Origin of the sequence: Paraburkholderia sp. FT54 (assembly GCF_031585635.1) — a bacterium.
GTDB lineage: Bacteria > Pseudomonadota > Gammaproteobacteria > Burkholderiales > Burkholderiaceae > Paraburkholderia.
Genome location: NZ_CP134196.1, coordinates 2,615,887 through 2,637,309, shown reverse-complemented (window position 1 = coordinate 2,637,309; position 21,423 = coordinate 2,615,887). Strand labels below are relative to the sequence as shown.

At 63.8% G+C, this 21,423-nt stretch carries 17 protein-coding genes; 9 read left to right on the top strand and 8 right to left on the bottom strand.

Translation table 11 applies throughout. The features are described from left to right. The first annotated feature begins 91 nt into the window (after window positions 1–91). From xylA to RI103_RS31450, 6 genes are all read left to right on the top strand, one after another. On the top strand, window positions 92–1,414 hold the full coding sequence (gene xylA / locus RI103_RS31475; RefSeq protein ID WP_310816600.1) for a xylose isomerase: 1,323 nt from the start codon (window positions 92–94) through the stop codon (window positions 1,412–1,414). Between the two features lie 171 nt (window positions 1,415–1,585). After that, complete coding sequence (gene xylF, locus RI103_RS31470) at window positions 1,586–2,614, top strand: D-xylose ABC transporter substrate-binding protein (RefSeq protein WP_310816599.1); 1,029 nt, start codon at window positions 1,586–1,588, stop codon at window positions 2,612–2,614. A gap of 79 nt (window positions 2,615–2,693) precedes the next feature. Further along, window positions 2,694–4,253, top strand: a complete 1,560-nt coding sequence (gene xylG / locus RI103_RS31465; protein WP_310816598.1) for a D-xylose ABC transporter ATP-binding protein — start codon at window positions 2,694–2,696, stop codon at window positions 4,251–4,253. Beyond that, the gene (locus tag RI103_RS31460; protein WP_310816597.1) at window positions 4,250–5,449 is read left to right on the top strand and encodes an ABC transporter permease subunit; all 1,200 of its coding nucleotides are present in this window, start codon (window positions 4,250–4,252) and stop codon (window positions 5,447–5,449) included. Before xylG ends, RI103_RS31460 begins: the two co-directional genes overlap by 4 nt. A 255-nt stretch (window positions 5,450–5,704) precedes the next feature. Further along, complete coding sequence (locus tag RI103_RS31455) at window positions 5,705–7,975, top strand: xanthine dehydrogenase family protein molybdopterin-binding subunit (RefSeq protein ID WP_310816595.1); 2,271 nt, start codon at window positions 5,705–5,707, stop codon at window positions 7,973–7,975. 48 nt (window positions 7,976–8,023) lie between these two features. Further along, a complete protein-coding gene (locus tag RI103_RS31450; protein WP_310816593.1) occupies window positions 8,024–8,485 on the top strand; it encodes a 2Fe-2S iron-sulfur cluster-binding protein in 462 nt (153 codons plus the stop codon). A 240-nt stretch (window positions 8,486–8,725) separates the two neighbouring features. On the opposite strand, the gene RI103_RS31445 is transcribed toward RI103_RS31450, so the two are convergent. From RI103_RS31445 to RI103_RS31410, 8 genes are all read right to left on the bottom strand, one after another. Continuing rightward, window positions 8,726–10,249, bottom strand: a complete 1,524-nt coding sequence (locus tag RI103_RS31445) for an efflux transporter outer membrane subunit (RefSeq protein ID WP_310816591.1) — start codon at window positions 10,247–10,249, stop codon at window positions 8,726–8,728. Beyond that, window positions 10,246–11,250 carry an HlyD family secretion protein gene (locus tag RI103_RS31440; RefSeq protein ID WP_310816589.1) on the bottom strand — a complete coding sequence of 335 codons (1,005 nt, stop codon included), beginning with the start codon at window positions 11,248–11,250 and terminating at the stop codon, window positions 10,246–10,248. The genes RI103_RS31445 and RI103_RS31440 overlap by 4 nt, the downstream gene beginning before the upstream one ends. After that, complete coding sequence (locus RI103_RS31435) at window positions 11,247–11,456, bottom strand: DUF1656 domain-containing protein (RefSeq protein ID WP_120348982.1); 210 nt, start codon at window positions 11,454–11,456, stop codon at window positions 11,247–11,249. Before RI103_RS31435 ends, RI103_RS31440 begins: the two co-directional genes overlap by 4 nt. A 55-nt stretch (window positions 11,457–11,511) precedes the next feature. Continuing rightward, window positions 11,512–13,614, bottom strand: coding sequence for an FUSC family protein (locus RI103_RS31430; RefSeq protein WP_310816588.1), 2,103 nt, complete (start codon window positions 13,612–13,614; stop codon window positions 11,512–11,514). A gap of 6 nt (window positions 13,615–13,620) precedes the next feature. Continuing rightward, on the bottom strand, window positions 13,621–14,232 hold the full coding sequence (locus RI103_RS31425) for a MarR family transcriptional regulator (protein ID WP_310816587.1): 612 nt from the start codon (window positions 14,230–14,232) through the stop codon (window positions 13,621–13,623). A gap of 117 nt (window positions 14,233–14,349) precedes the next feature. Beyond that, complete coding sequence (locus RI103_RS31420) at window positions 14,350–16,008, bottom strand: ATP-binding protein (protein ID WP_310816585.1); 1,659 nt, start codon at window positions 16,006–16,008, stop codon at window positions 14,350–14,352. 3 nt (window positions 16,009–16,011) lie between these two features. After that, on the bottom strand, window positions 16,012–17,529 hold the full coding sequence (locus RI103_RS31415; RefSeq protein ID WP_310816583.1) for an ATPase domain-containing protein: 1,518 nt from the start codon (window positions 17,527–17,529) through the stop codon (window positions 16,012–16,014). A gap of 87 nt (window positions 17,530–17,616) precedes the next feature. After that, window positions 17,617–18,519 carry a LysR family transcriptional regulator gene (locus RI103_RS31410; RefSeq protein ID WP_310816581.1) on the bottom strand — a complete coding sequence of 301 codons (903 nt, stop codon included), beginning with the start codon at window positions 18,517–18,519 and terminating at the stop codon, window positions 17,617–17,619. Window positions 18,520–18,685: 166 nt separating this feature from the next. Between RI103_RS31410 and RI103_RS31405 the strand changes: the two genes are divergently transcribed. From RI103_RS31405 to RI103_RS31395, 3 genes are all read left to right on the top strand, one after another. Continuing rightward, a complete protein-coding gene (locus RI103_RS31405) occupies window positions 18,686–18,898 on the top strand; it encodes a hypothetical protein (RefSeq protein ID WP_310816579.1) in 213 nt (70 codons plus the stop codon). Between the two features lie 76 nt (window positions 18,899–18,974). After that, window positions 18,975–20,051 carry an alpha/beta hydrolase gene (locus RI103_RS31400; protein ID WP_310816578.1) on the top strand — a complete coding sequence of 359 codons (1,077 nt, stop codon included), beginning with the start codon at window positions 18,975–18,977 and terminating at the stop codon, window positions 20,049–20,051. After that, window positions 20,048–21,406: an MFS transporter gene (locus RI103_RS31395; RefSeq protein ID WP_409077009.1), complete on the top strand. Its 1,359-nt coding sequence runs from the start codon at window positions 20,048–20,050 to the stop codon at window positions 21,404–21,406. The genes RI103_RS31400 and RI103_RS31395 overlap by 4 nt, the downstream gene beginning before the upstream one ends. The last annotated feature ends 17 nt before the right edge of the window (window positions 21,407–21,423 follow it).

The window sequence follows — 21,423 nt, the reverse complement described above, 5'->3', positions numbered from 1 at the left end:
ATGCAACTGGCAAGCGGCAGCATGGCGTCACCTTGTCACTCGGCGCGGCGACGTCGCACGAGTTGCGGTGCACCATAAACTGGAGACGCTGATGTCTTACTTCGAACACATTCCCGAGATCCGCTACGAAGGCCCTCAGTCGGATAACCCGCTTGCGTACCGCCACTACGATAAAAGCAAAAAGGTGCTCGGCAAGACTCTCGAAGAACATCTGCGCGTTGCCGTGTGCTACTGGCATACGTTCGTCTGGCCGGGCGTGGATATTTTCGGGCAGGGAACGTTTCGGCGTCCCTGGCAGCAAGCCGGCGACGCGATGGAGCGGGCGCAACAAAAGGCGGATTCTGCGTTCGAGTTCTTCTCGAAGCTTGGCACGCCGTACTACACGTTCCACGATACCGACGTCTCGCCAGAAGGCGCGAGCTTGAAGGAATACAGCGAAAACTTCCTGCGCATCTCCGACTATCTGGCGCACAAGCAGGAGAGCACCGGCGTCAAGCTGTTGTGGGGCACGGCCAACCTGTTCTCGCATCCACGTTACGCGGCCGGTGCGGCGACCAGCCCCGATCCGGAGGTGTTCGCGTTTGCGGCAACGCAGGTGCGCCACGCGCTCGACGCGACGCAGCGCCTTGGCGGCGATAACTATGTATTGTGGGGCGGACGCGAAGGTTACGACACGCTGCTCAATACGGATCTCGTGCGTGAACGCGATCAACTCGCCCGCTTTCTGCATCTGGTCGTCGACCACGCGCACAAGATTGGATTCAAAGGCGCGCTGCTGATCGAACCTAAACCGCAGGAACCAACCAAGCATCAATACGATTACGACGTTGCGACCGTCCACGGCTTCCTGTTGCAACACGGACTAGAGAAAGAGATTCGGGTCAACATCGAGGCCAATCATGCGACGCTCGCGGGGCATTCGTTTCATCACGAGATCGCCACGGCTTACGCGCTGGGTATTTTCGGCAGCGTCGACGCGAATCGCGGCGATCCGCAAAACGGCTGGGATACGGACCAGTTCCCAAATAGTGTGGAAGAACTGACGCTCGCCTTCTACGAAATTCTCAAACACGGCGGCTTCACGACCGGTGGCATGAACTTCGATTCGAAAGTGCGGCGCCAAAGTGTCGATCCGGAAGACCTGTTCTACGGCCACATCGGCGCGATCGATAACCTCGCGGTCGCTGTCGAGCGCGCGGCAGTGCTGATCGAAAACGACCGTCTCGATCAGTTCAAACGTCAACGCTACGCGGGCTGGGATGCGGAGTTCGGCCGCAAGATTCTTTCCGGTGACTATTCGCTCTCCACGCTGGCGGCGGATGCGCTGGCGCGCGGTCTGAATCCGCAGCACGCCAGCGGCCATCAGGAGCTGATGGAAAACATCGTGAACCAGGCAATTTACAGCGGACGCTGATCAACGTCCCAGGAAGCAACGCATCAGAAAGTAGCCACATCACACAAAAAATCGCGCGGCCACGTCGACCGCGCGAAACAGGAAGCTTTGGGTTGTCGCTTGTCCGGTCTCGCGGCTCGCAGCGCAGACCGTCCAATCCGGTATTCCGGCTATCAGAAGAAGGAGACAGAGATGAAATTCGCAACGCGTCGTACCGTATTGAGTTCGCTCGTATGTGGAGCGGTGCTCGCCAGCCTGTCGCTTGCCGCGCCGCTCGCGCATGCAAGCAAGGATCATCCGGAAATTGGCTTCTGTATCGACGACCTGCGCGTCGAGCGCTGGTCGCGCGATCGTGACTATTTCGTCGCCGCAGCAGAAAAACTCGGCGCGAAGGTGTCGGTGCAATCGGCCGATGCGAGCGAAGAGCGGCAGATCTCCCAGATCGAAAATCTGATCTCGCGAGGAGTCGATGTCATCGTGATCGTGCCGTTCAATTCGAAGACGCTCGGCAATGTAGTCGCCGAAGCGAAGAAAGCGGGCATCAAGGTCGTCTCGTATGACCGCCTGATCCTCGATGCGGACGTGGACGCCTATATCTCGTTCGACAACGAAAAGGTCGGCGAATTGCAGGCGCAAGGCGTCTACAACGCGCAGCCGAAGGGCAACTACTTCCTGCTAGGCGGCGCGCCGACCGACAACAACGCCAAGATGCTGCGCGAAGGCCAGCTCAAGGTACTGAAGCCCGCCATGGACAAGGGCGACATCAAAGTGGTCGGTCAGCAGTGGGTGCCGGAATGGAGCGCTTCCACGGCGCTGCGCATTGTTGAAGATGCGCTGACGGCGAATAACAACAAGATCGACGCGATCGTCGCGTCGAATGACGGCACCGCGGGTGGCGCGATCCAGGCGCTCGCCGCGCAACACATGGCGGGCAAGGTGCCGGTGTCGGGCCAGGACGCGGACCTCGCGGCCGTGAAGCGCGTGATTGCCGGCACGCAGACCATGACCGTCTACAAACCGCTGAAACTGATTGCCGGCGAAGCCGCCAAGCTCTCCGTGGCGTTGGCGAAGGGTGACAAGCCCGCCTATAACGCGCAATACGACAACGGCAAGAAGAAGGTCGACACGGTGCTCCTGCAACCCACGTTGCTCACCAAGAGCAATGTCGATGTAGTCGTCAAGGACGGCTTCTATACCCAGGCCCAGCTCGCGAGCCAATGAGCGTAACGTGTGCGCGGCGGACCTCGATGCGTGTCATGCGTATCGGCGCCGCTGCGCGCCTTGCAGCGAGGCATAGCGAATGACGCAAGCTCTCATGACGATGCGTGGCATCGTCAAGGCGTTTTCCGGCGTGAAGGCGCTCGACAGCATCGACCTCACGGTCGCGCCGGGCGAGTGCGTGGGCCTGTGCGGCGAGAACGGCGCGGGCAAATCGACGCTGATGAAAGTGCTGTCCGGCGTATATCCGTGGGGCACATGGGACGGCGAAATCACCTGGGAAGGCGAGCCGCTGAAAGCCGCCAGCGTGCGCGACACCGAACGCGCCGGCATCATCATCATTCACCAGGAGTTGATGCTGGTGCCGGAGTTGTCGGTGGCGGAGAACATCTTTCTCGGCAATGAAATCACGCTGCCCGGCGGCCGCATGAATTACGCCGCAATGTATCAGCGCGCCGACGAATTGCTGCGCGAGCTCGGCATCAGCGGAATCAATGCCGCGCAGCCAGTGATGAACTATGGCGGCGGCCATCAGCAGTTGATCGAGATCGCGAAGGCGCTGAACAAGCGCGCCAAGCTGCTGATTCTCGACGAACCCTCTTCTTCATTGACCTCTTCGGAGATCCGCATTCTGCTCGACATCGTGCGCGATCTGAAGCGGCGCGGCGTGGCTTGCGTATACATCTCTCACAAGCTCGATGAAGTGGCGGCCGTGTGCGACACGATCAGCGTGATTCGCGACGGCCGTCATGTCGCGACCGAGCCGATGCACGCGCTCACCACCGACCGCATTATTTCATTGATGGTGGGCCGCGAAATCAAGAACCTGTTTCCGCGCGAGCCGCATCCGATTGGCGACGTGATCTTCGAAGCGCGCCACGTCACCTGTTTCGACGTGACCAATCCGCGTCGCAAGCGGGTGAACGATGTGTCGTTCTCACTGCGGCATGGAGAGATTCTCGGTGTGGCCGGACTCGTCGGCGCGGGGCGTACGGAATTGATGCAGGCGATCTTCGGCGCGTATCCCGGCGCGAGCGAGGCGACCGTCGTAATGGACGGCAAGCCGCTCAAGATTCGCGCACCCGTTGACGCGATTCGCGCGGGCATCGGCATGGTGCCGGAAGATCGCAAACGCCACGGCATCGTGCCGGGGCTGAGCGTCGGCCACAACATCACACTGGCGGTGTTGCAGCGCTTTGCTTCGGGTGGGCGGATCGACTCCGCAGCGGAACTCGATACGATTCACACCGAGATGAAGCGGCTCTCGGTGCGCGCCGCGCATCCCATGTTGTCGATTGCGAGTCTGTCGGGCGGCAATCAGCAAAAGGCCGTGCTCACGCGCATGTTGCTGACCGATCCGAAAGTCCTGATTCTCGACGAACCCACGCGCGGCGTCGACGTCGGCGCGAAGTTCGAAATCTACAAGCTGATTTTTCAACTGGCGCAGCGCGGCATGTCGATCGTGATGGTGTCCTCCGAATTGCCCGAAGTGCTCGGCATTAGCGATCGCGTGCTGGTGATCGGTGAAGGCGAGTTGCGAGGCGATTTCGTCAACGACGGCCTCACGCAGGAGGACATTCTCAGCGCCGCGATCCGTCCCGTGCAGCGATCCCCGAACCCAACCGCAGCGAGTGCCGCATGACGCCCGACGTTACTTCCCAACGCGCCGACGAAGCCGCGCCGCGAGGCGCATTCGGCGGTCCGCAGCGCATTCAGCAACTGTTCGCGCGCTACAAGATTCTCGCGTTGCTGATCGCCGTGGCCGCGATCTGGATTTTCTTTTCGGTGCTCACGCACGGCGCGTTCGTCACGCCGCGCAATCTGTCGAATCTGCTGCGGCAGATGTCGATTACCGGCATGCTGGCGTGCGGCATGGTGTTTGTGATCATCGCCGGCGAGATCGACCTGTCGGTGGGATCGTTGCTCGGTTTGCTCGGCGGCGTGGCGGCGATACTCGACGTCAACCGTCACTGGCCAATCGGCGTCACGTTGCCCGTGGTGATGCTGCTCGGCGTGCTAGTGGGCATGTTCAACGGATGGTGGTCGACTTACCGGCGCGTGCCGTCGTTCATTGTCGGACTCGGCGGCATGCTCGCGTATCGGGGCATTTTGCTCGGCGTGACAGGCGGTTCGACGATCGCGCCGGTGTCGGACAGTTTCGTGTTCGTCGGCCAAGGTTATTTGCCGCGGCTCGCGGGCGATACGCTCGCGGTGGTGCTGTTTCTGCTGTTGGCGTTTCTGACGATACGGCAGCGGCGTAACCGCGAGCGCTATCAATTGCGCGTCGTGCCGTTCTGGCAGGACGTGGTCAAGGTGGTCGGCGCGGGTGTCATTCTCGCGGGCTTCGTCGCCACGCTCGATCGATACGGCGGTATTCCGGTGCCGGTTCTGTTACTGCTCGCGCTGTTGGGTATCTTCACGTGGATCGCCACGCAGACCGTGTTCGGCCGACGTATCTACGCGGTCGGTTCGAACCTCGAAGCGACCCGGCTTTCCGGCGTCAACACCAACCGCGTGAAACTGGCGATCTTCGCGCTGATGGGGTTGATGTGCGCATTCGGCGGAATCGTCAATACGGCGCGACTGGCCGCGGGTTCACCTTCGGCGGGATCGATGGGCGAGCTCGATGCGATTGCCGCGTGCTTTATCGGTGGAACCTCGATGCGCGGCGGTTCCGGCACGGTGTACGGCGCGCTGATTGGCGCACTCGTAATGGCCAGCCTCGACAACGGCATGTCGATGCTCGACGTCGACGCGTATTGGCAGATGATCGTGAAGGGCAGCATTCTCGTGCTGGCCGTGTGGATCGATGTGGTGTCGGGGTCGAACCGGCGGTGAGGTGAAACGCGGGGAGGTGCCGCGGCGCGAGGCCGGCGCATCTCATCGCCCACTCCATTTAATGAAACACCCCACGACTTGCCCCCATTCCCGTCATCCGCCCCACCCCCCGCCCCAAGCCCCCCGGCCTTAAAAAGCCACATTTAAGTCCCACATCCACTCCCCCGTCTTATTACTATTCCGAGGAACAACGCCAGGCGCCGACCCGCGCTTTCACAGCTTCTGAGCCATCGTGCAAGCTGATCGAACCATGCCATGTTGAAACGCAGAACCTTTCTGCTCGGCGGCGCCGGCGCTGTCGGTGCGTTGCTGGTCGGCTGGTCGGTGTTGCCGCCGGGGCAGCGTTTGACCACCTCCATGCCGCTGCCGGCGCAAGGCTCGCAAGTGGCGCTGAACGGCTGGGTCAAGATCGCCGCCGACAACAGCGTGACGATCGTGATGTGCAAGGCGGAAATGGGGCAGGGCATCCACACCGGCCTCGCGATGCTGCTCGCCGAAGAGCTGGACGCCGACTGGTCGCGGGTGCGGGTCGAAGACTCGCCCATCGACAAGATCTACAACAGCGTGCAGAACATCATCGACGACTTGCCGTTTCGCCCCGATAGCGACAGCACCATCAAGCGCGCCACTGTCTGGATGACCCGCAAGCTGGTGCGCGAGGCCGGCACGATGATGACGGGCGGCTCATCGAGCATCAACGATCTGTGGACGCCGATGCGCGAAGCCGGCGCCTCGGCCCGCGCCATGCTGATCGGCGCAGCGGCGGCGCAATGGAAAGTGCCGGCCGGTGAATGCCGCGCTGAAGGCGGTCAGGTGCTGCATCCTTCGGGGCATAAGGCGAGCTTCGGCGAATTGTCGTCGATGGCCGCGCAGCAGGCGCTGCCGCGCAAGGTGGCGCTGAAAGATCCCGCCGACTTCAAGCTGATCGGCAAGCCGCTGCGCCGTATCGAAGCGGCATCGAAGATCAACGGCACCGCGCGCTTCGGCATCGACGCGCTGCCGGACGGCCTGCTCTATGCGAGCGTCGAGATGTGTCCGACGCTGGGCGGTTCGGTGGCAAAGTTCGACGCAACGGCCGCCAGCAAAATGCCGGGCTTCATCAAGGCGTTCGCCGTCGCGCCGTACAACGGCGGAACCGGCGGCGTCGCGGTGATCGCGGACAACCCGTTTCGCGCGATGAACGCGGTCACCGCTATCGACGTGGATTGGCATGACGGCCCGGCGGCGAAGCTCTCGAACGCGGACGTGGACCGCCGCCTCGCGCAAGCACTCGACGACAGCGACGGCCACGCGTACTACCATCTGGGCGACATCGATGCCGCCATGAGCCGCGCGGCGCGCACCGTCAGCGCGGAGTATCGCGCGCCGTATCTCGCGCATGGCGCGGTCGAACCGCTCAACTGCACTGTGCAGGTCGCGGACGGCGCGGCCACGGTTTGGGTCTCCACGCAAATGCCCGCGCTCGCGCGGCATCACGTGGCGAAAGTGCTGGACCTCGACGCCGACAAGGTCGACGTGCAAACGCTCCTGCTCGGCGGTGCGTTCGGGCGGCGTCTGGAACTCGATTTCATCGCTCAGGCCGCGGCGATTGCGCGCGAGGGCGGCGGTCGTCCAGTGCAAACCCTCTGGTCGCGGGCCCAGGATTTCACGCATGACTTCTATCGTCCGGCGTGCACGTCGCGGCTGAAGGCCGGTTTCGATAATGACGGCAAGCTGGTGGCGTGGCAGGCCACGTCGGCGAGTCAGGCGATCGTGCCGGAAGCGCTCGCCCGCTACTACGGCGCGCCGCGCCTTCTCATCGACAAGACCACTTGCGAAGGCGCGTTCGATCAGCCCTACGAATGGCCCGCCGCGCGCGTCGCGCACAAGATCGTCGAATTGCCGGTGCCGGTCGGGTTCTGGCGGTCGGTAGGCCACTCGCACCAGGCGTTTTTCACCGAGGGCTTTACCGACGAACTCGCGGTGGCGACCAACAAGGATCCGATTGCGTTTCGCGCCGCGCTGCTCGCGCAGCATCCGCGGCATCTGGCGGTGTTAAAGCGCGTCGCGGCTCTGTCGGGCTGGGAGCATCCGTTGACGCACGCCGCCGACGGCGCGCCGCGCGCGCGTGGCGTCGCGCTGCACGAGGCGTTCGGCAGCGTGGTTGCGCAGGTCGCGGAGGTGTCGATCGGGCCTGGTAAGAAGATTCGCGTGCATAGGGTGGTCTGCGTGATCGATTGCGGCGTGCCGGTGAATCCGAATCTGATCCGTCAGCAGATGGAGAGCGCAGTCGTCTTCGGTCTTTCCACCGCGTTGCAGGACGAGATCACGCTCATCGACGGCCAGGTGCAGCAGAAAAACTTTCTGGATTTTCCGGTGGTGCGGATCGACGATTGTCCGGTGATCGATACGGACATCATGCCGAGCCAGATGCATCCGCAAGGCGTGGGCGAGGCGGGTGTGCCGCCGGTCGCGCCGGCGGTGGCCAATGCGGTGTTCAGGCTGACCGGCCAGCGTTTGCGCTCGCTGCCGTTGAAGCTCGCGTGAAGCACACCGAATTAAAAACTCAGGGACTCAGGACGAAGGAGACAGCTGATGGGATCGCTGAACATCAACGGCCGGGCGGTGGCGGTGCAAGCCGAGCCGGATATGCCGCTTCTGTGGGTGCTGCGTTGCGAACTCGGCATGACCGGCACCAAGTTCGGCTGCGGCGTGGGTATTTGCGGCGCGTGCACGATCCATGTGGATGGCGACCCGTGCTTCGCGTGTCAGACGCTCATGTCGACCCTGCACACGCAGAAGATCACGACCATTGAAGGATTGCAGGGCCCCGAAGCACAAGCATTGAAGGCCGCATGGATCGATCTCGACGTGGTGCAGTGCGGCTATTGCCAGAGCGCGCAACTGATGGCGGCCTGCGCGTTGCTCAAGCACAATCCCAAACCCACCGACGCCGACATCGACACGGCGATGTCGCACATCGTGTGCCGTTGCGGCACGTATCCACGGGTACGGGCGGCCATTCACCAGGCGGCGGCAAAGCGCCGCCCCGCGTAATGCCGCCGACGTGTTGCGCGCTAACGGAGAGCCAGCCGCGCGTGCTCAACCTGCCAGCAGTTCCACCACAGCGACGACCGCCGTAAAAATGCCGATGCAGCCGCCGAGCGTGGCGACGTTTTTCATGAATTGCAACATACATGTCCCCGTAATCATTGGTTGGTGACATGTATTTAACCTTAAATGAAAGACAAAAGAAAGCTAATAAAAATAATTCGTAAGGTCTCGGAGTTGAGTGACTTAAGGCGCTTTCGCGGCAGCCGTCGGTGTTGCCTTGACCGGCACCGTAACCGTCGGCTTTGAGCCGCCGCCGGTCGCGTTCTGCGGATCAACTTCCCACCCGCCACCCAGCGCGAGGAACAGGTTGACCTGATCGATGGCCACCTGGCCGTCCGCCGCCGCCGCTTGCGACTTGGTCGACGTGAGCGTGCGCGTCGCATCCAGATCCGAAATGAACGACTCACGCCCCGCGAGATACAGCCGGTGCGTTTCATCCGCCGACTCGCTCGCCGACTTGACCGCCGCACGCAGCGCGTCGGCGCGGGCGTAATCCGACGCATAGGTCGCGAGACTGGTTTCCGTTTCGCGCAGCGCGGTCAGCACGACGCCGTCAAATTTCGCCAACGCCACCTGGCTCGACGCCTGCGCTTCACGCACACGGCCGCGCGCGCCGTTTGCGGGGAAGGTCCAGCTGATCAGCGGACCGAAGCCCCAGCGAGCCGTGGGCGACGTGCCGAGGTCTTCGAGAATGCCGGTCAAACCCGCCGACGCACCGATGCTCACTGTCGGATACAGCGCCCCGGTGGCGACGCCGATACGCGCCGTGGATGCCGCCAGTTGCCGCTCGGCCTCGCGCACATCCGGGCGGCGCTTGAGCAGCGCGGCGCCGTCGCCGACCGGAATCGGCTGACGGATTTGCGGCAGCCTGTCGCAAGCGAGCACGGCCGGCGGCAGGTCGGACGGCGCGCGCGCGAGCAGCGCTGCGAGCCGGTACTGCGCGATCTTGCGGCGCGCCGTATAGCGCGGAATATCCGCCGACAACGTATCGACCTGGGTCTGCCCGCGCGTCACGTCCGGCTGATTACCGCGACCTGCGTCGCGCAGACGGCGCGATACGTCCACACGCTGTTTCTGCAAGGCCAGCGACTGTTGCGCGATCCTGAGTTCCTCGGCGGCCGAACATTGCTCGACGTAAGAGCGCACCACGTCGGCCACCACGGTGATGCGCGCGAGTTCGCCGGCGGCCTGCACCGACTCGGTGTCCGCTTGCGCCGCTTCCACGCCGCGCCGCAGCTTGCCGAACAGATCGATTTCATACGAGACGCTGATACCGATGTCGCCTTCATTGAAGACCGGCAGTTTCTCGGTGAGCAGGTATTGCTCGGCGGATTCCTGCGCGCGTTCGATCAGCACCGAACTCTTGCCGGAAAATCCGCCTTGTGCCTGCGCGACGCCCAGCGCTTCACGCGAGCGCGCGAGATTTGCCGCGGCGACGCGCAAGTCGGTGTTCGATTGCAGCGCTTCGTCGACAAGTCCGTTCAGCACCGGATCGTCGTATAGCTTCCACCACACGGGCGGAACGTTCTGACGCGTCGTCAGGGGCGTGTCGGCGCCTTCGATCGGCGCATTGGCGAGCGGTGCGTTGACGATCGCCTGTTGCGGCAGCGAGTAGTTCGGACCGACGTTCATGCAGCCGTTCAGCGCAACCGCCAACGGCAACAGCGGCAGCAACGGCAATAAGGGCAGGGCGCGCGACAGCTTCATTGCGAGGCGCCCGAAATGGCCGCAGCCGACGCCGGTTGTGCGCCCGAGCCAGACGGAACAGCGGACGTGGCAGACGTAGCCGACGCCGCCACCGCACCCGAGGCCGCCGCAGCCGGACGCTTCTTCGCGCCAGGCGCCAGATCGCGCACCGAGACGGTCGCGGTGCGTCCCGCGATCATGCGGAAATCCGCAGGCACTTCGTCGAGCGCGACACGCACCGGAATCCGTTGCGCAAGCCGCACCCAACTGAACGCCGGGTTCACGTTCGGCAGCAGATTCGAGCCTTGCGTGCGATCACGATCCTCGATCGCCGCGACGATGCTCTGCACGTGTCCGCGCAACACGGTCGGCTCGCCCATCACCGTGATATCGACTGGCTGGCCGATGTCGATGCCACCCAGCTTGGTTTCCTCGAAATACCCATCAACGCGGAACGAATGCATGTCGACCACCGAAACCACCGCTCGCCCCGCCGCGACATATTCGCCGACGCGCGGCGCGCGGTCGTTCAGATAACCGTCGACCGGACTCATGATCGTGGCGCGTTGCAGATTCAGCTTCGCGGTGTCGATGGCCACGTTCGCATCGGCGAGCGCGGCTTCACCTTGCTCGACGCGCGAGCGGCTTTCTTCCGAGACCTCCGCGGCGACCAGGTTGCCGAGCTTGCGGTTACGCGCATCTTCGCGGCGTGCCTGATCGAGCGTGGCGCGGCGTTGTTGCGCGGTGGCCTGCGCCTGGCGCAGCGCGAGCGTATAGCGGGCCTGATCGATGACGAACAGCACCTGGCCTTGCTTGACCTGCTGGTTGTCCACCACCTCGACCGACGAGATCAGCCCCGAGATATCCGGCGCGACCTGGATCACGTCGGCGCGCACATGTCCGTCGCGGGTCCATGGCGCGAACATGTAGTAGCCGACCAGTTTCCACAGCACGAGGGCCGCGGCGACGACGACGATCAAGGTCAGCAGAATTTGACCGACGGAGAACCAGGTTTTTTTCACGTTATTAGTCTGTGCGAAACGACAACGACAAGGCCCAGCACCAGCACATAGATGCCGAGATCGAAGATGGAGCGATGCCAGACGAAGCGGTAGAAGCCGACGCGCGCGAGCACCGTGCGAATGACCAGGTTGATCAGATACGCGATCAACATCAGCACGAGCACGGCCGGCACGAACACGCCGAAGATATCGATTTCGCCGATCATCGCGGGAAGTGGAAAAGGGTGGAGAGGACTGGAGAACGGTGAGGGACGGGGTCCATCAGGCAGCGGCCTCCGGTGCGGGCGGCGTCGGCGCCATGAGCGTGGCCGGAAACAGCGAGAGACGCAAGCCGACCAGCGCGTGCAGCGCTTCGCGCAACCGGCGCGCCGACGTTTGCGAGGTCGCGCTCGGCGCGGCGGCGTTGGCGAGCCCCTGTGCGGTCACGCGCGCCACCGCGGCGTCGATCGACAACATCAGACTGTCGGGCACCGGCTCGCGCTTGCGGCGATTGACGCAGCTTTCATAGTACTGACGCACGTCGTCGAGCACGTGATCGATCGCGGCCGGCGCTTCGCCGCCCAGCTTGTGGGTCAGGCGGCGCAGATCGAGCGCGTTGAAGGCGATGCGCAGATCGCGAAAGCTTTCGATCGACGGATGGCGATAGTCGTCGGTCGCGGCGAGGCGCGGGATCAGCTGCATCAGGCGGTCGAGCATGCGCGCGGCGAGATTGCGCGGATCGTGGATCGGCCGGGTGGACGCCGTCAGCGCCACGTCGGCCCAGCTCGAACGCAACAGACGCGCCGCCGCGAGTTCGGCGCCGAACGGCCGCGTCACACGTGTCCACAGATACGCGTAGAGCAAGCCGGCGAGGCCCGCCAGATTGCTGTTCATGAACACCAGAAAATTGGCGTCGTACGCGTCCTGAATGCTGATGAAGGTGGCCGTGTTCACCGCGACCAGCACCGTGGCCAGGTTGAACTGCGGGCGCGGGATCAGCGTGCCGACGAAAATGAACGGCGCGGCGAACATGATCACCAGCATGGGAAAGTCGTGTACGTGCGGCAGCACCACGAACAGATAGACGCCCGCTGCCACCACGCTGATCGCGGTTGCCACGAAGAAGCGGAACACGAACGGCGCGGGCTCGTCGAGCGCGGCGAAGAAACAGCACGCCACGGCTGCGAGCGTGACTGCGCTCGCACCGTCGTTCCAGCCTGAGCCGATCCACAAACTGCATGCGAGTATCACGGCCGCCGCGGCCGAGCCGGTCGAGAACAGCATGATGCCGCGATCGTAGAAGCGCTCGGTGCCGCCCAGCCGCCAATGACGGAAGCGCGGACGCCACGAGCCTTCTTCGCGCGTGATGATGATGCGCAGCGAGCGGCAGTCCTGCCAGACGTCGATCACCTGTTTCATCCGCCACAGCGCGTTCGAGAGCAGCGCGGCGTCCCAGCTCGCGAGCGCGGACGGCGGCGGCTGCATCGCCGCGATGCGCTCGCGCAAGGCGTCGGCCGTCGGGTCGGGGTGATAGCCCGCGCTCACGGTGGGCATCGGCTCCTCGAACCATTTGATGACATCGGCGAGCAGTTTTTCCAGACCCTCGGGCCATGTCTGGCGGCCGCTGTTGTAGAGCGCGATCAGCGGATCGGCGAGCGACGACATGATCGGCAGCAGCAACTCCATGCGGCCGCGCAGTTCATGCGTGCGCGCCAGCACGTCGGGCCGCGTGTGATCGTAGGCCAGCTGGCTCAGCAGCAATTCCAGACCATTGATGGTGGCCGCGATGCGCTGCCGGGCGCCTGAAATCGCCGAGCCGGCAATGCGCCCGGATAGCGTTTCGGTGGCATAGAACGCGGCGTCGCGAAACCACGCGTCGGTGCGCTCGATAATGGTGGGCGCAAGCCGGCTTGGAAACAGTGCACTGCCGACTATGCTCGCGCAGACGATGCCAAGCGTGATCTCCTCGGTACGGCTGACGGCGAGATCGAACACGCCGCCGGGATTGTTCACCGAGGGCAGCGCGATGATCGGCATCGTATAGCCGGCCAGCAGGAACACATAGCTGCGCGCGGTGCGGTCGGACACCGCCAGATACAGGAGCGTGCCGGTCCATAGCGCGACGATCACGCTGAACAGATACGGCGATTCGACGAAGGGCGGTACGAGCAGCACCGCCGCCGAGGCGCCGAGCATGGTGCCGAGCGCGCGATAGAGCGCCTTGGAGCGGGTCGCGCCGACAAACGGGTTCGACACGATGTAGACGGTCGCCATCGCCCAATAGGGACGCGGCAGTTCGAGCGCGAGGCCGATGTAGAGCGCGATCATCGCCGCGGCAAACGTCTTGACGGAAAACAGCCAGTCGCGAAGGGAAGGGTAGACCATAAACCGTTACGCCGGATCGCCGGCGCCGTGCGGCGCGGCGGTGTCTGCTTTGCCTTTGTTTGACTTGTTCGCCTTGGCCGCTTTGCGGGGTTGGCTGGCGGCCTGCGCCCGTTCGCGCGAGACGCGTTGGCCGCGTCTGTCATTGTCCGGATCGCCGCTGGGCTCCCTGTTCTGATCGGCGCGTTCGCCGGCGTCGGCCGTGAATGCGGCCAGCACGCGCAAGGTCGCTTCGAGATCGCTGCGCGAGACGCCTTTCAACGCTTGCGCGCGCAACGTGACTAATTCCTCTTCCATTTTCGCGGTGACGGCGCGGCCTTCTTCGGTGAGCACGACCGTGTTCGCGCGCCGGTCTTCGGGGTCTTCGTCGCGGCGCATCAGACCCGCGGCGCACAGTTGATCGAGCAGCCGCACGAGCGAGGGCCCTTCGATGCCGATGTGATTGGCGAGCGTGACCTGGCGCACCGCCGCGCCGAGCCGGCTGGCGGTCAGGAGCGGCGTGGCGCACGCCTCGGAGACATTGAAGGCCGCCAGCACGCCATGGGTCGTGCGCCGCCATTTTCGGGCTGCGACGACCAATGTGCTGCTGACTGTCCGGCGCAAGGTATCGAGATTCGACATGGCCGGTATTGTATTTCCAAAAGATTCGATAGCAAACTATTGAATTGGAATTTTTTGTGACGGCGGGATTTGACCGCGTGCGTTGAAATGCGTCGAGAGCCGCGACTCAAACGTCGCTCAAGCCGCGAGCCCGAGCCTTACCGTGCGCGCCAGATCATCGAGCTGAAACGGCTTGCGCAAAATCGTGCAGCGCTTCACCGCCAGCCCGGAAATGTCCACGTCCGCGTATCCCGTTGCGAGGATCACCGGCAAGTCCTCGCGCATCTTGCGCGCCTCGGCGATCACGTCGATACCGTTCATGCCGGGCATCGCGAAGTCCACCATCAGCAGGTCCGGATTGTCGATCTGCAAACGGTTCAGGCCCGCGCGTCCATCGGCGGCTTCGGTCACGGTGTAGCCGAGCATCCTCAGCGACTCGACCAGCATGGCGCGCACCTCGCTGTCGTCTTCGACCACCAGGACCCGCTTTTCGCCGACCACGTTCGCTTCGGCATCGAACGCCGCTTCGGTCTGCGGCGCCACGCGCTCGCGCAACGGCAGCCAGATCTCCACGGTGGTGCCCACGCCTTCCTCGCTGAACAAACGCGCGGTGCCGCCGGCCTGCCTCGCAATCCCGTAGACCTGGCTCAAGCCGAGCCCCGTTCCCTTGCCGATCGGCTTGGTGGTGAAGAACGGATCGAACACGCGCGGCACCACATCCGGCGGCACGCCCGAGCCGGTATCGGCGACTTCGACCACCACGTAGCGGCCGTCCGCGAGCGTCTGATCGGGCGCCTCGCGCTCCTTCACGCGAATGCCGAGCTGGCCGCCGCCCGGCATGGCATCGCGCGCGTTGATGGCGAGATTGAGAACGGCCAGTTCGAGCTGGTTGGCGTCGGCCTGGGTCCACATCTCTTCGCCGTCGAACTCGTTGGTATAACGGATGCTCGAACCGAGCGACACCGTGATGATGTCGCGCATGCCTTGCAGCAACGCCACCACGTCCACCGCTTTCAGATCGAGGTTGCTGTTGCGCGAGAAAGTGAGCAACTGTCCCGTCAGTTTCGCGCCGCGTTCGGTCGCGCGTTTGACGGTGGCGGCCATGCCGCGCATGCGCTCGTCGCTACTCACGCGCGCGATCAGCTCCGCGTTGACCATGATGACGTTCAGCAGATTGTTGAAGTCGTGCGCGATACCACCGGTGAGTTGCCCGAGCGCTTCCATCTTCTGCGACTGGACCAGCACGGCCTGTACTTTGGCGCGCTCGTGAATTTCCATCATCAGCCGGTTGTTGGCGGAGGCGAGTTCGTGCGTGCGTTCGGCGATGCGGCTTTCCAGCGAATCGTTCAACTGCACCAGCGCCTCTTGTGCTTCGATCCGCTCGGCCAGATGGCGGCGTGACTCATACTGCCGTGCGCGCGCCCGCAGCGACGACGCCACCGCGCGCCGCAGCGTTTCCGAATTCAACGGACGTTCGAGCACGACCACGTTGCCGAGCCGTTCGAGCACTTCCAGTCCGCGCTCGGAGCGATGTCCGAGGCGTGAAGCGGCGAGCAGAATGAACGGAAAGTCGGACCACGCCGGCTGTTGTTCGAGCCAGGTGAACAACCGGACCGCGTTGTTGCCGGCGAGTGCTTCCTCGGCGATCAGTGCGCTGCCTGCACCGGCGTCCAGTGCCGCGGTGAGCGCGTCGGCATCCCGGCAAGCCACGCAGACGCGCTTATCTTTATGCAGCACTTCGGCAATCACATCGGCGTCGCGGCCAAACGGCGCCAGGATAAGGACGCGTTGCTCCATGACCTACTGCCCGGACGTATCGATGACGCGGTTCGTCGCACCGAGCAGCGCGGTGCTGCCGCGATACGCCGGCAGTCCGGAGAGCACACCCTCGAAGTCGCGCAGCGCCTCGCCCACTTCCACGCCTTTGCTGCCGAGCCGGAACTGGCGGATCGAGCGCTCGTGGGAATTGGCGCGGCTTTTCACGGCCGTCACGGCGGTGAGCACTTCGCCGTGGTGTTCGAAATAGCGGAACAGCACGACCACGTCGCTCAGATAGCTGATGTCGATATCGTTCTGCACCTCGCCGATGATGCCGTGCTGTCCCAGCACGAGCATCGTGACGATGCCTTGCTGGTTCAGGTAGCCAAGCAGTTCATGCATTTGCAGCAGCAGATAGCGCTCACCGGGCATCGCCTGCAGATAAGCGTTCAGGCTGTCGATCGCGACGTACTTGACGTCTCTCTTCTCGACCGACTGGCGCACGTCGCTGGCGAATTCGCCGGGCGAGATTTCTGCCGGATCGATCTGGCGCAGCGTCAGCAGGCCGCTCTCGACGTGCGGCGCCAGATGCATGCCGAGCGTCGAGCAGCGGATCATCAGCGTGGTGAGCGTCTCGTCGAACACGTAGTAGACGCAGCGCTCGCCGCGCTCGAGCGCCGCGACCAGGCACGACACCACCGTAGTGGTCTTGCCGACGCCCGATGGGCCGATCATCAGCGCATTGGTGCCGGGAATCAGGCCGCCGCCGAGCAACGCGTCGAGTTCCGGCGTGCCGGTACTGACCACTGCGGTATCGAACTTCGCGTGGTGTTCGGCCGCGACGAGGCGCGGATACACGTGGATGCCACCGGTGTCGAGCGTGAAGTCGTGATAACCCTCGCGGAATTTGATGCCGCGCATCTTGGCGATGCGCGTGCGCCGCCGGTTGCCGCCGTAGTCGTGCACGAGATTGTCGAGGCTGATCACGCCGTGCGCGATGCTGTGCAACTGCACGTCGCCAGGGGCGGACGTATTGTCGTCGAGGAGCAGCACCGTGCATTCACGGGTGGCGAAATAGCGCTTGAGCGCGAGAATCTGCCGCCGGTAACGCAGCGGGTTCTGCGACAGCAGACGCAACTCGGAGAGGCTGTCGAGCACGATGCGTGAGGGTTTGAGTTCGTCGACCTGCTGGATCACATTGCGCACCGTCTCGCCGAGTTCGACCTCGGCAGGGTGGAGCACGGTCTGCTCGTACTGCGGGTCGAGGCCTTCGTCGGAAAGCAACTCGAGAATCGTGAACCTGCTGATGTCCCAGCCATGGCTGTCGGCTACCGCGATCAATTCGGAGCGGGTTTCGGACAGCGTGATGTACAAGCCTCCCTGTCCTTCCTCGGCACCCTTGAGTAAGAATTGCAAGGCCAGGGTGGTTTTACCTGTACCGGGCGCACCTTCTACAAGGTACATGCGGTGCGGTGTGAGACCGCCTCCCAGGATGTCGTCGATTCCGTCGATGCCTGAAGAAAGGCGGCCCGGCTCGGTGGCGGCGTGTCTATTTGACATGGCGTAGCGTTTCGTGTCGATGAAGTGGCTGGTGGTGGTTCAGCCGGTACGGCGAGAACGCAATTTGTGTGCCCATCGACGCGGAGGTCAGCCGCCGGCGCGCTCCTTCACCAGTTGAATGAAGCGGATGGCCGCGCTATTGTGCAAGGCCGTGGGATAGGCGAGGTGCAGCGGCGCGCTGAGTTTCGAGGGGTTCGCGAGCGTGCAATACACGGTGCCCACCTGGTCGTAACGCTGCATGGAAGCGGGCACCAGCGTCACACCCAGGCCCGCTGCAACGAGGTTGATGCCCGACACCATGCGCGGCACTTCACGGGCAATCCGCGGCACGAAGCCGGCTTGCCGGCACGCGGCGAGGATGTCGGCATACATGCCCGGTGCGCCTGGCCTGCGCACCAGAATGAAGTTTTCCTGCGCCAGCGCTTTCAGCGACACTTGCGGCCGCTTTTTGCCCTTGAGTAACGGATGACCGACCGGCAGCACCACGACCATCGGCTCGTCGAGCAGCAACTCGAACGCGACGCCTTCGCGCGCGTCGACCGGCTTGCGTAGAAACGCCGCCTGAATCTGGCCGGCGGCGAGACGCTCGATGATCTCCGCCGCGTTGAGTTCGGCAAGCTCCACGGCGACTTCGGGGCACACCGCGCGAAACGCGCGGATCGCCTCGGTCGTGAACGGGTGGAACGCCGCGGAGCTCGTCAGCCCGATTGAAATCGTGCCGAGCTCGCCGCGCGCAATCCGGCTTGCCTTTTCGACCGACTGCTGCAGACTCTGCAGCAGGTGTTGCGCGTCTTCCGCAAAGGCCTGCCCGGCCGGCGTCAAGGTGACGCCACGCGGCATGCGCACGAAGAGTTCGAAGCCGATCTCTTCTTCCAGCGTTCGAATCTGTTGCGAGAGCGGCGGCTGTTGCATGGCCAGCCGTTCTGCCGCGCGCGTGAATTGGCCTTCTTCGGCGACCGCCAGAAAGTAACGCAGATGCCGAAGTTCCATGGTGTTTTGTCTCCTTGGACAGCGTTCGAAGGCCGGCCGTTTGCCATATTCATTAGATATGGATTGTGCGTGAAACAGGTATTTTACATTTGCCACTGCCGATCCTACGATCTCGTCCATCGCATCGACATGACAGCGACATACAAGAAGATCAATGGAGACGTCAGTGGAAAAACAGTGTGCAGTGACCGCCCTGGCCATGATGAGTTGCGCGGGTGCGCGTGCGCAAGCATCGGTCACCGATGTGTGCGCAACCGTCGCGTATGCCGCGTCCACGCACTACGCCAACGATCGGTACACGCCCGTCGGCTTGACGAGCGACACCGCGTTCGGTCCGAACCAGACCGGCGTAACGCTCGGCATTCGCCACCGGTTCTGAATATTCGGGTTTCTCAACGACGGATTTGACGATGCGCCGCGTTCAAGACGGTGCACGGTGATCAGGAGCAAGCTGCATGACTTTCAATCTTTCACGGCGTCTCGGGGTGCTGTGCGCGTCGACAGCCGCGGCACTGCTGATGACGCTCGCGCAACCCGCGTTCGCGGTCCATGCTTACGAGCCGCATCTGAAGCCGGTGGCGACGATCTCGGATACGCGCTTCACGCTCGACACGCCGCAAGGGCGCGCTGAATTTCCGCTGTATCTGTCGAAGGACTGGAACGTCGTGCAGCCGCAAGTGACGCGCGCGGTGATCGTGATTCACGGCAAGTTGCGCAACGCCGACGTGTACTTTCGCACCGCGCAGAATGCTCGCGATGCCGCGCATGCGGACCCGGACGCCACGCTGTTGATCGCGCCGCAATTCCTCGCGACGCTCGACACGCGCGTGCATGACGAACCGGCCGATCTGCTGCGCTGGACCGGCGACGCCTGGATGGGCGGCGAAGCGGCGCGTGCGCCGCTGCCGATCAGTTCGTACGAGGTGCTGGACGCGATCGTCGCGCGCCTTGCGGATCGCAAGCTCTTTCCTAATCTGCGGCACGTGGTGTTTGCCGGGCATTCGGGCGGCGCGCAAGTGGTGCAGCGCTACGCCGTCGCGGCGCGCAACATCGCCGCGCTGACCGGCGAAGGTATCGACGTGCGTTACGTGGTGGCGAGTCCGTCCACGTATGCATACTTCGACGCGCAACGGCCCAACGCGCAAGGCATCGCCGCGCCGTTCGATGCCGCGCAATGTCCCGACTTCAATCAATGGAAATACGGCATGGACAACCGGCCGCCCTATCTCGACGACCGCACGCCCGCGCAGCTCGAAGCGACCTATGCGGCGCGCCGGATCGACTACCTCGTCGGCGGCGCGGATGACGATCCGCAGCAGAGCGCGCTCGACAGAACCTGCGCCGCCGAGGCGCAGGGGCCGCAGCGCGTCGCGCGCGCCGAGGCGTACTTCAGGTATATCCGGTCGCGTCATCCGGAGGGCCTGAAGCAGAGCTTTCATATCGTGCCGGGCGTGGGGCACAACGGTGCGCGCATGCTGACGTCGGTGTGCGCGCTGGCGGCGATGTTCGACACTCGGGGATGCGAGCAATGAGCGAAACGACCTTCAATCAGCGTGGCGATAGCGGGTCCGGAGCCGATGAATCGAACGCCTTGAGTCCGTCGATGGTGCGGCGCGCGATCTTCGCCTCCATCCTCGGCAACGGGCTCGAGTGGTTCGACTTTCTGATCTATGGCTACTTCGCGAAGATCATCGCGCAAGTGTTCTTTCCCGGCGGCAGCGGATTCGTGTCGATCATGCTGACGCTCGCCACATTCGCCGTCGGTTTCGTCGTGCGGCCAATCGGCGGCATTCTGCTCGGCATCTACGCGGACCGCGCGGGGCGCCGCAAAGCGCTTTCGCTGCTGATCATTTCGATGGCGGCCAGCACGCTGCTGATGGGCCTCACGCCGGGTTATGCGCGCATCGGCATCGCGGCACCGCTGCTGGTGGTGCTCGCCCGTCTGTTGCAAGGGCTCTCAGTGGGCGGACAGTTCGCGACGGCGTCGGCGATGCTGGTCGAGTATGCGCCGCCGCACAAGAAGATGTTTTACGGCAGCTTCAACATGTCGGCGCAGGCCTTCGCGTTGCTGTTGTCGTCCGGGGTCGGCTATCTGCTGACCACGCAGCTCACGCATGAGCAACTGGTGGCATGGGGCTGGCGTCTGCCGTTTCTGTTCGGCGCGTTGGCGGGGCCGTTTGGCTTCTACATCCGGCATCGCGTGGCCGAGTCGCCGGAGTTCGAGCGGCTGCTCGATCACAAGGACAAGCCGCCGCGCGTCACGATCCGCCAGTTCTTCCGCGACAACGGCAACGCGGCGATCTGCGCGATGGGCGTGATCATCGTCGGGGCCGCAACCAATTATGTGTGGCACTCGTATCTGTCGGTGTATGTCGAACGGCAATTGCATCTGCCGCTTTCCACCGCCTTGCTCGGCGCGTTCGTGTCCGGCGTGCTCAATCTGTTTCTGTTTCCGTTGTCGGGCAAGCTCGCCGATCGTTATGGCGCGTACCGATTGTTCTATCCGATCGTGATCGCCTGGATGGTCTGCGTGTATCCGGTCTATCACTTCGTGGTGACGAATCCGACGCCGGGGCATCTGTTCATCGCGCAGATGGTCGCGACGGTGTTCCTCGCCGCGATGTCTGGCGCGCATCCCGGCATGCTCGCGACCTTGTTCCCGGTACGCAGCCGTTCGGCGGGCGTGGCGCTCTCGTACAACATCGCGGTGACGCTGTTCGGCGGCATGGCGCCGCTCACCATCACCGGCTTGACACGCGTGACCGGCAGCAGTCTCACGCCCGCGTTCTATCTGATCTTTGCCGGCTTCGTGTCGCTCGCGATGGTGTACTTCACGCGCGCCGGACGCATCTCGGGCGGCGCGGCGGCGAGGCCCGCCACTCATTGATCAACCACGAGCTCATT

What these genes read in the sequence shown, in the direction of transcription:
- xylA (WP_310816600.1), top strand. Translation starts at nt 92, where the DNA reads ATGTCTTACTTCGAACACATTCCCGAGATCCGCTACGAAGGCCCTCAG.
- xylF (WP_310816599.1), top strand. Translation starts at nt 1,586, where the DNA reads ATGAAATTCGCAACGCGTCGTACCGTATTGAGTTCGCTCGTATGTGGA.
- xylG (WP_310816598.1), top strand. Translation starts at nt 2,694, where the DNA reads ATGACGCAAGCTCTCATGACGATGCGTGGCATCGTCAAGGCGTTTTCC.
- RI103_RS31460 (WP_310816597.1), top strand. Translation starts at nt 4,250, where the DNA reads ATGACGCCCGACGTTACTTCCCAACGCGCCGACGAAGCCGCGCCGCGA.
- RI103_RS31455 (WP_310816595.1), top strand. Translation starts at nt 5,705, where the DNA reads ATGTTGAAACGCAGAACCTTTCTGCTCGGCGGCGCCGGCGCTGTCGGT.
- RI103_RS31450 (WP_310816593.1), top strand. Translation starts at nt 8,024, where the DNA reads ATGGGATCGCTGAACATCAACGGCCGGGCGGTGGCGGTGCAAGCCGAG.
- RI103_RS31445 (WP_310816591.1), bottom strand. Translation starts at nt 10,249, where the DNA reads ATGAAGCTGTCGCGCGCCCTGCCCTTATTGCCGTTGCTGCCGCTGTTG.
- RI103_RS31435 (WP_120348982.1), bottom strand. Translation starts at nt 11,456, where the DNA reads ATGATCGGCGAAATCGATATCTTCGGCGTGTTCGTGCCGGCCGTGCTC.
- RI103_RS31430 (WP_310816588.1), bottom strand. Translation starts at nt 13,614, where the DNA reads ATGGTCTACCCTTCCCTTCGCGACTGGCTGTTTTCCGTCAAGACGTTT.
- RI103_RS31425 (WP_310816587.1), bottom strand. Translation starts at nt 14,232, where the DNA reads ATGTCGAATCTCGATACCTTGCGCCGGACAGTCAGCAGCACATTGGTC.
- RI103_RS31420 (WP_310816585.1), bottom strand. Translation starts at nt 16,008, where the DNA reads ATGGAGCAACGCGTCCTTATCCTGGCGCCGTTTGGCCGCGACGCCGAT.
- RI103_RS31415 (WP_310816583.1), bottom strand. Translation starts at nt 17,529, where the DNA reads ATGTCAAATAGACACGCCGCCACCGAGCCGGGCCGCCTTTCTTCAGGC.
- RI103_RS31410 (WP_310816581.1), bottom strand. Translation starts at nt 18,519, where the DNA reads ATGGAACTTCGGCATCTGCGTTACTTTCTGGCGGTCGCCGAAGAAGGC.
- RI103_RS31400 (WP_310816578.1), top strand. Translation starts at nt 18,975, where the DNA reads ATGACTTTCAATCTTTCACGGCGTCTCGGGGTGCTGTGCGCGTCGACA.
- RI103_RS31395 (WP_409077009.1), top strand. Translation starts at nt 20,048, where the DNA reads ATGAGCGAAACGACCTTCAATCAGCGTGGCGATAGCGGGTCCGGAGCC.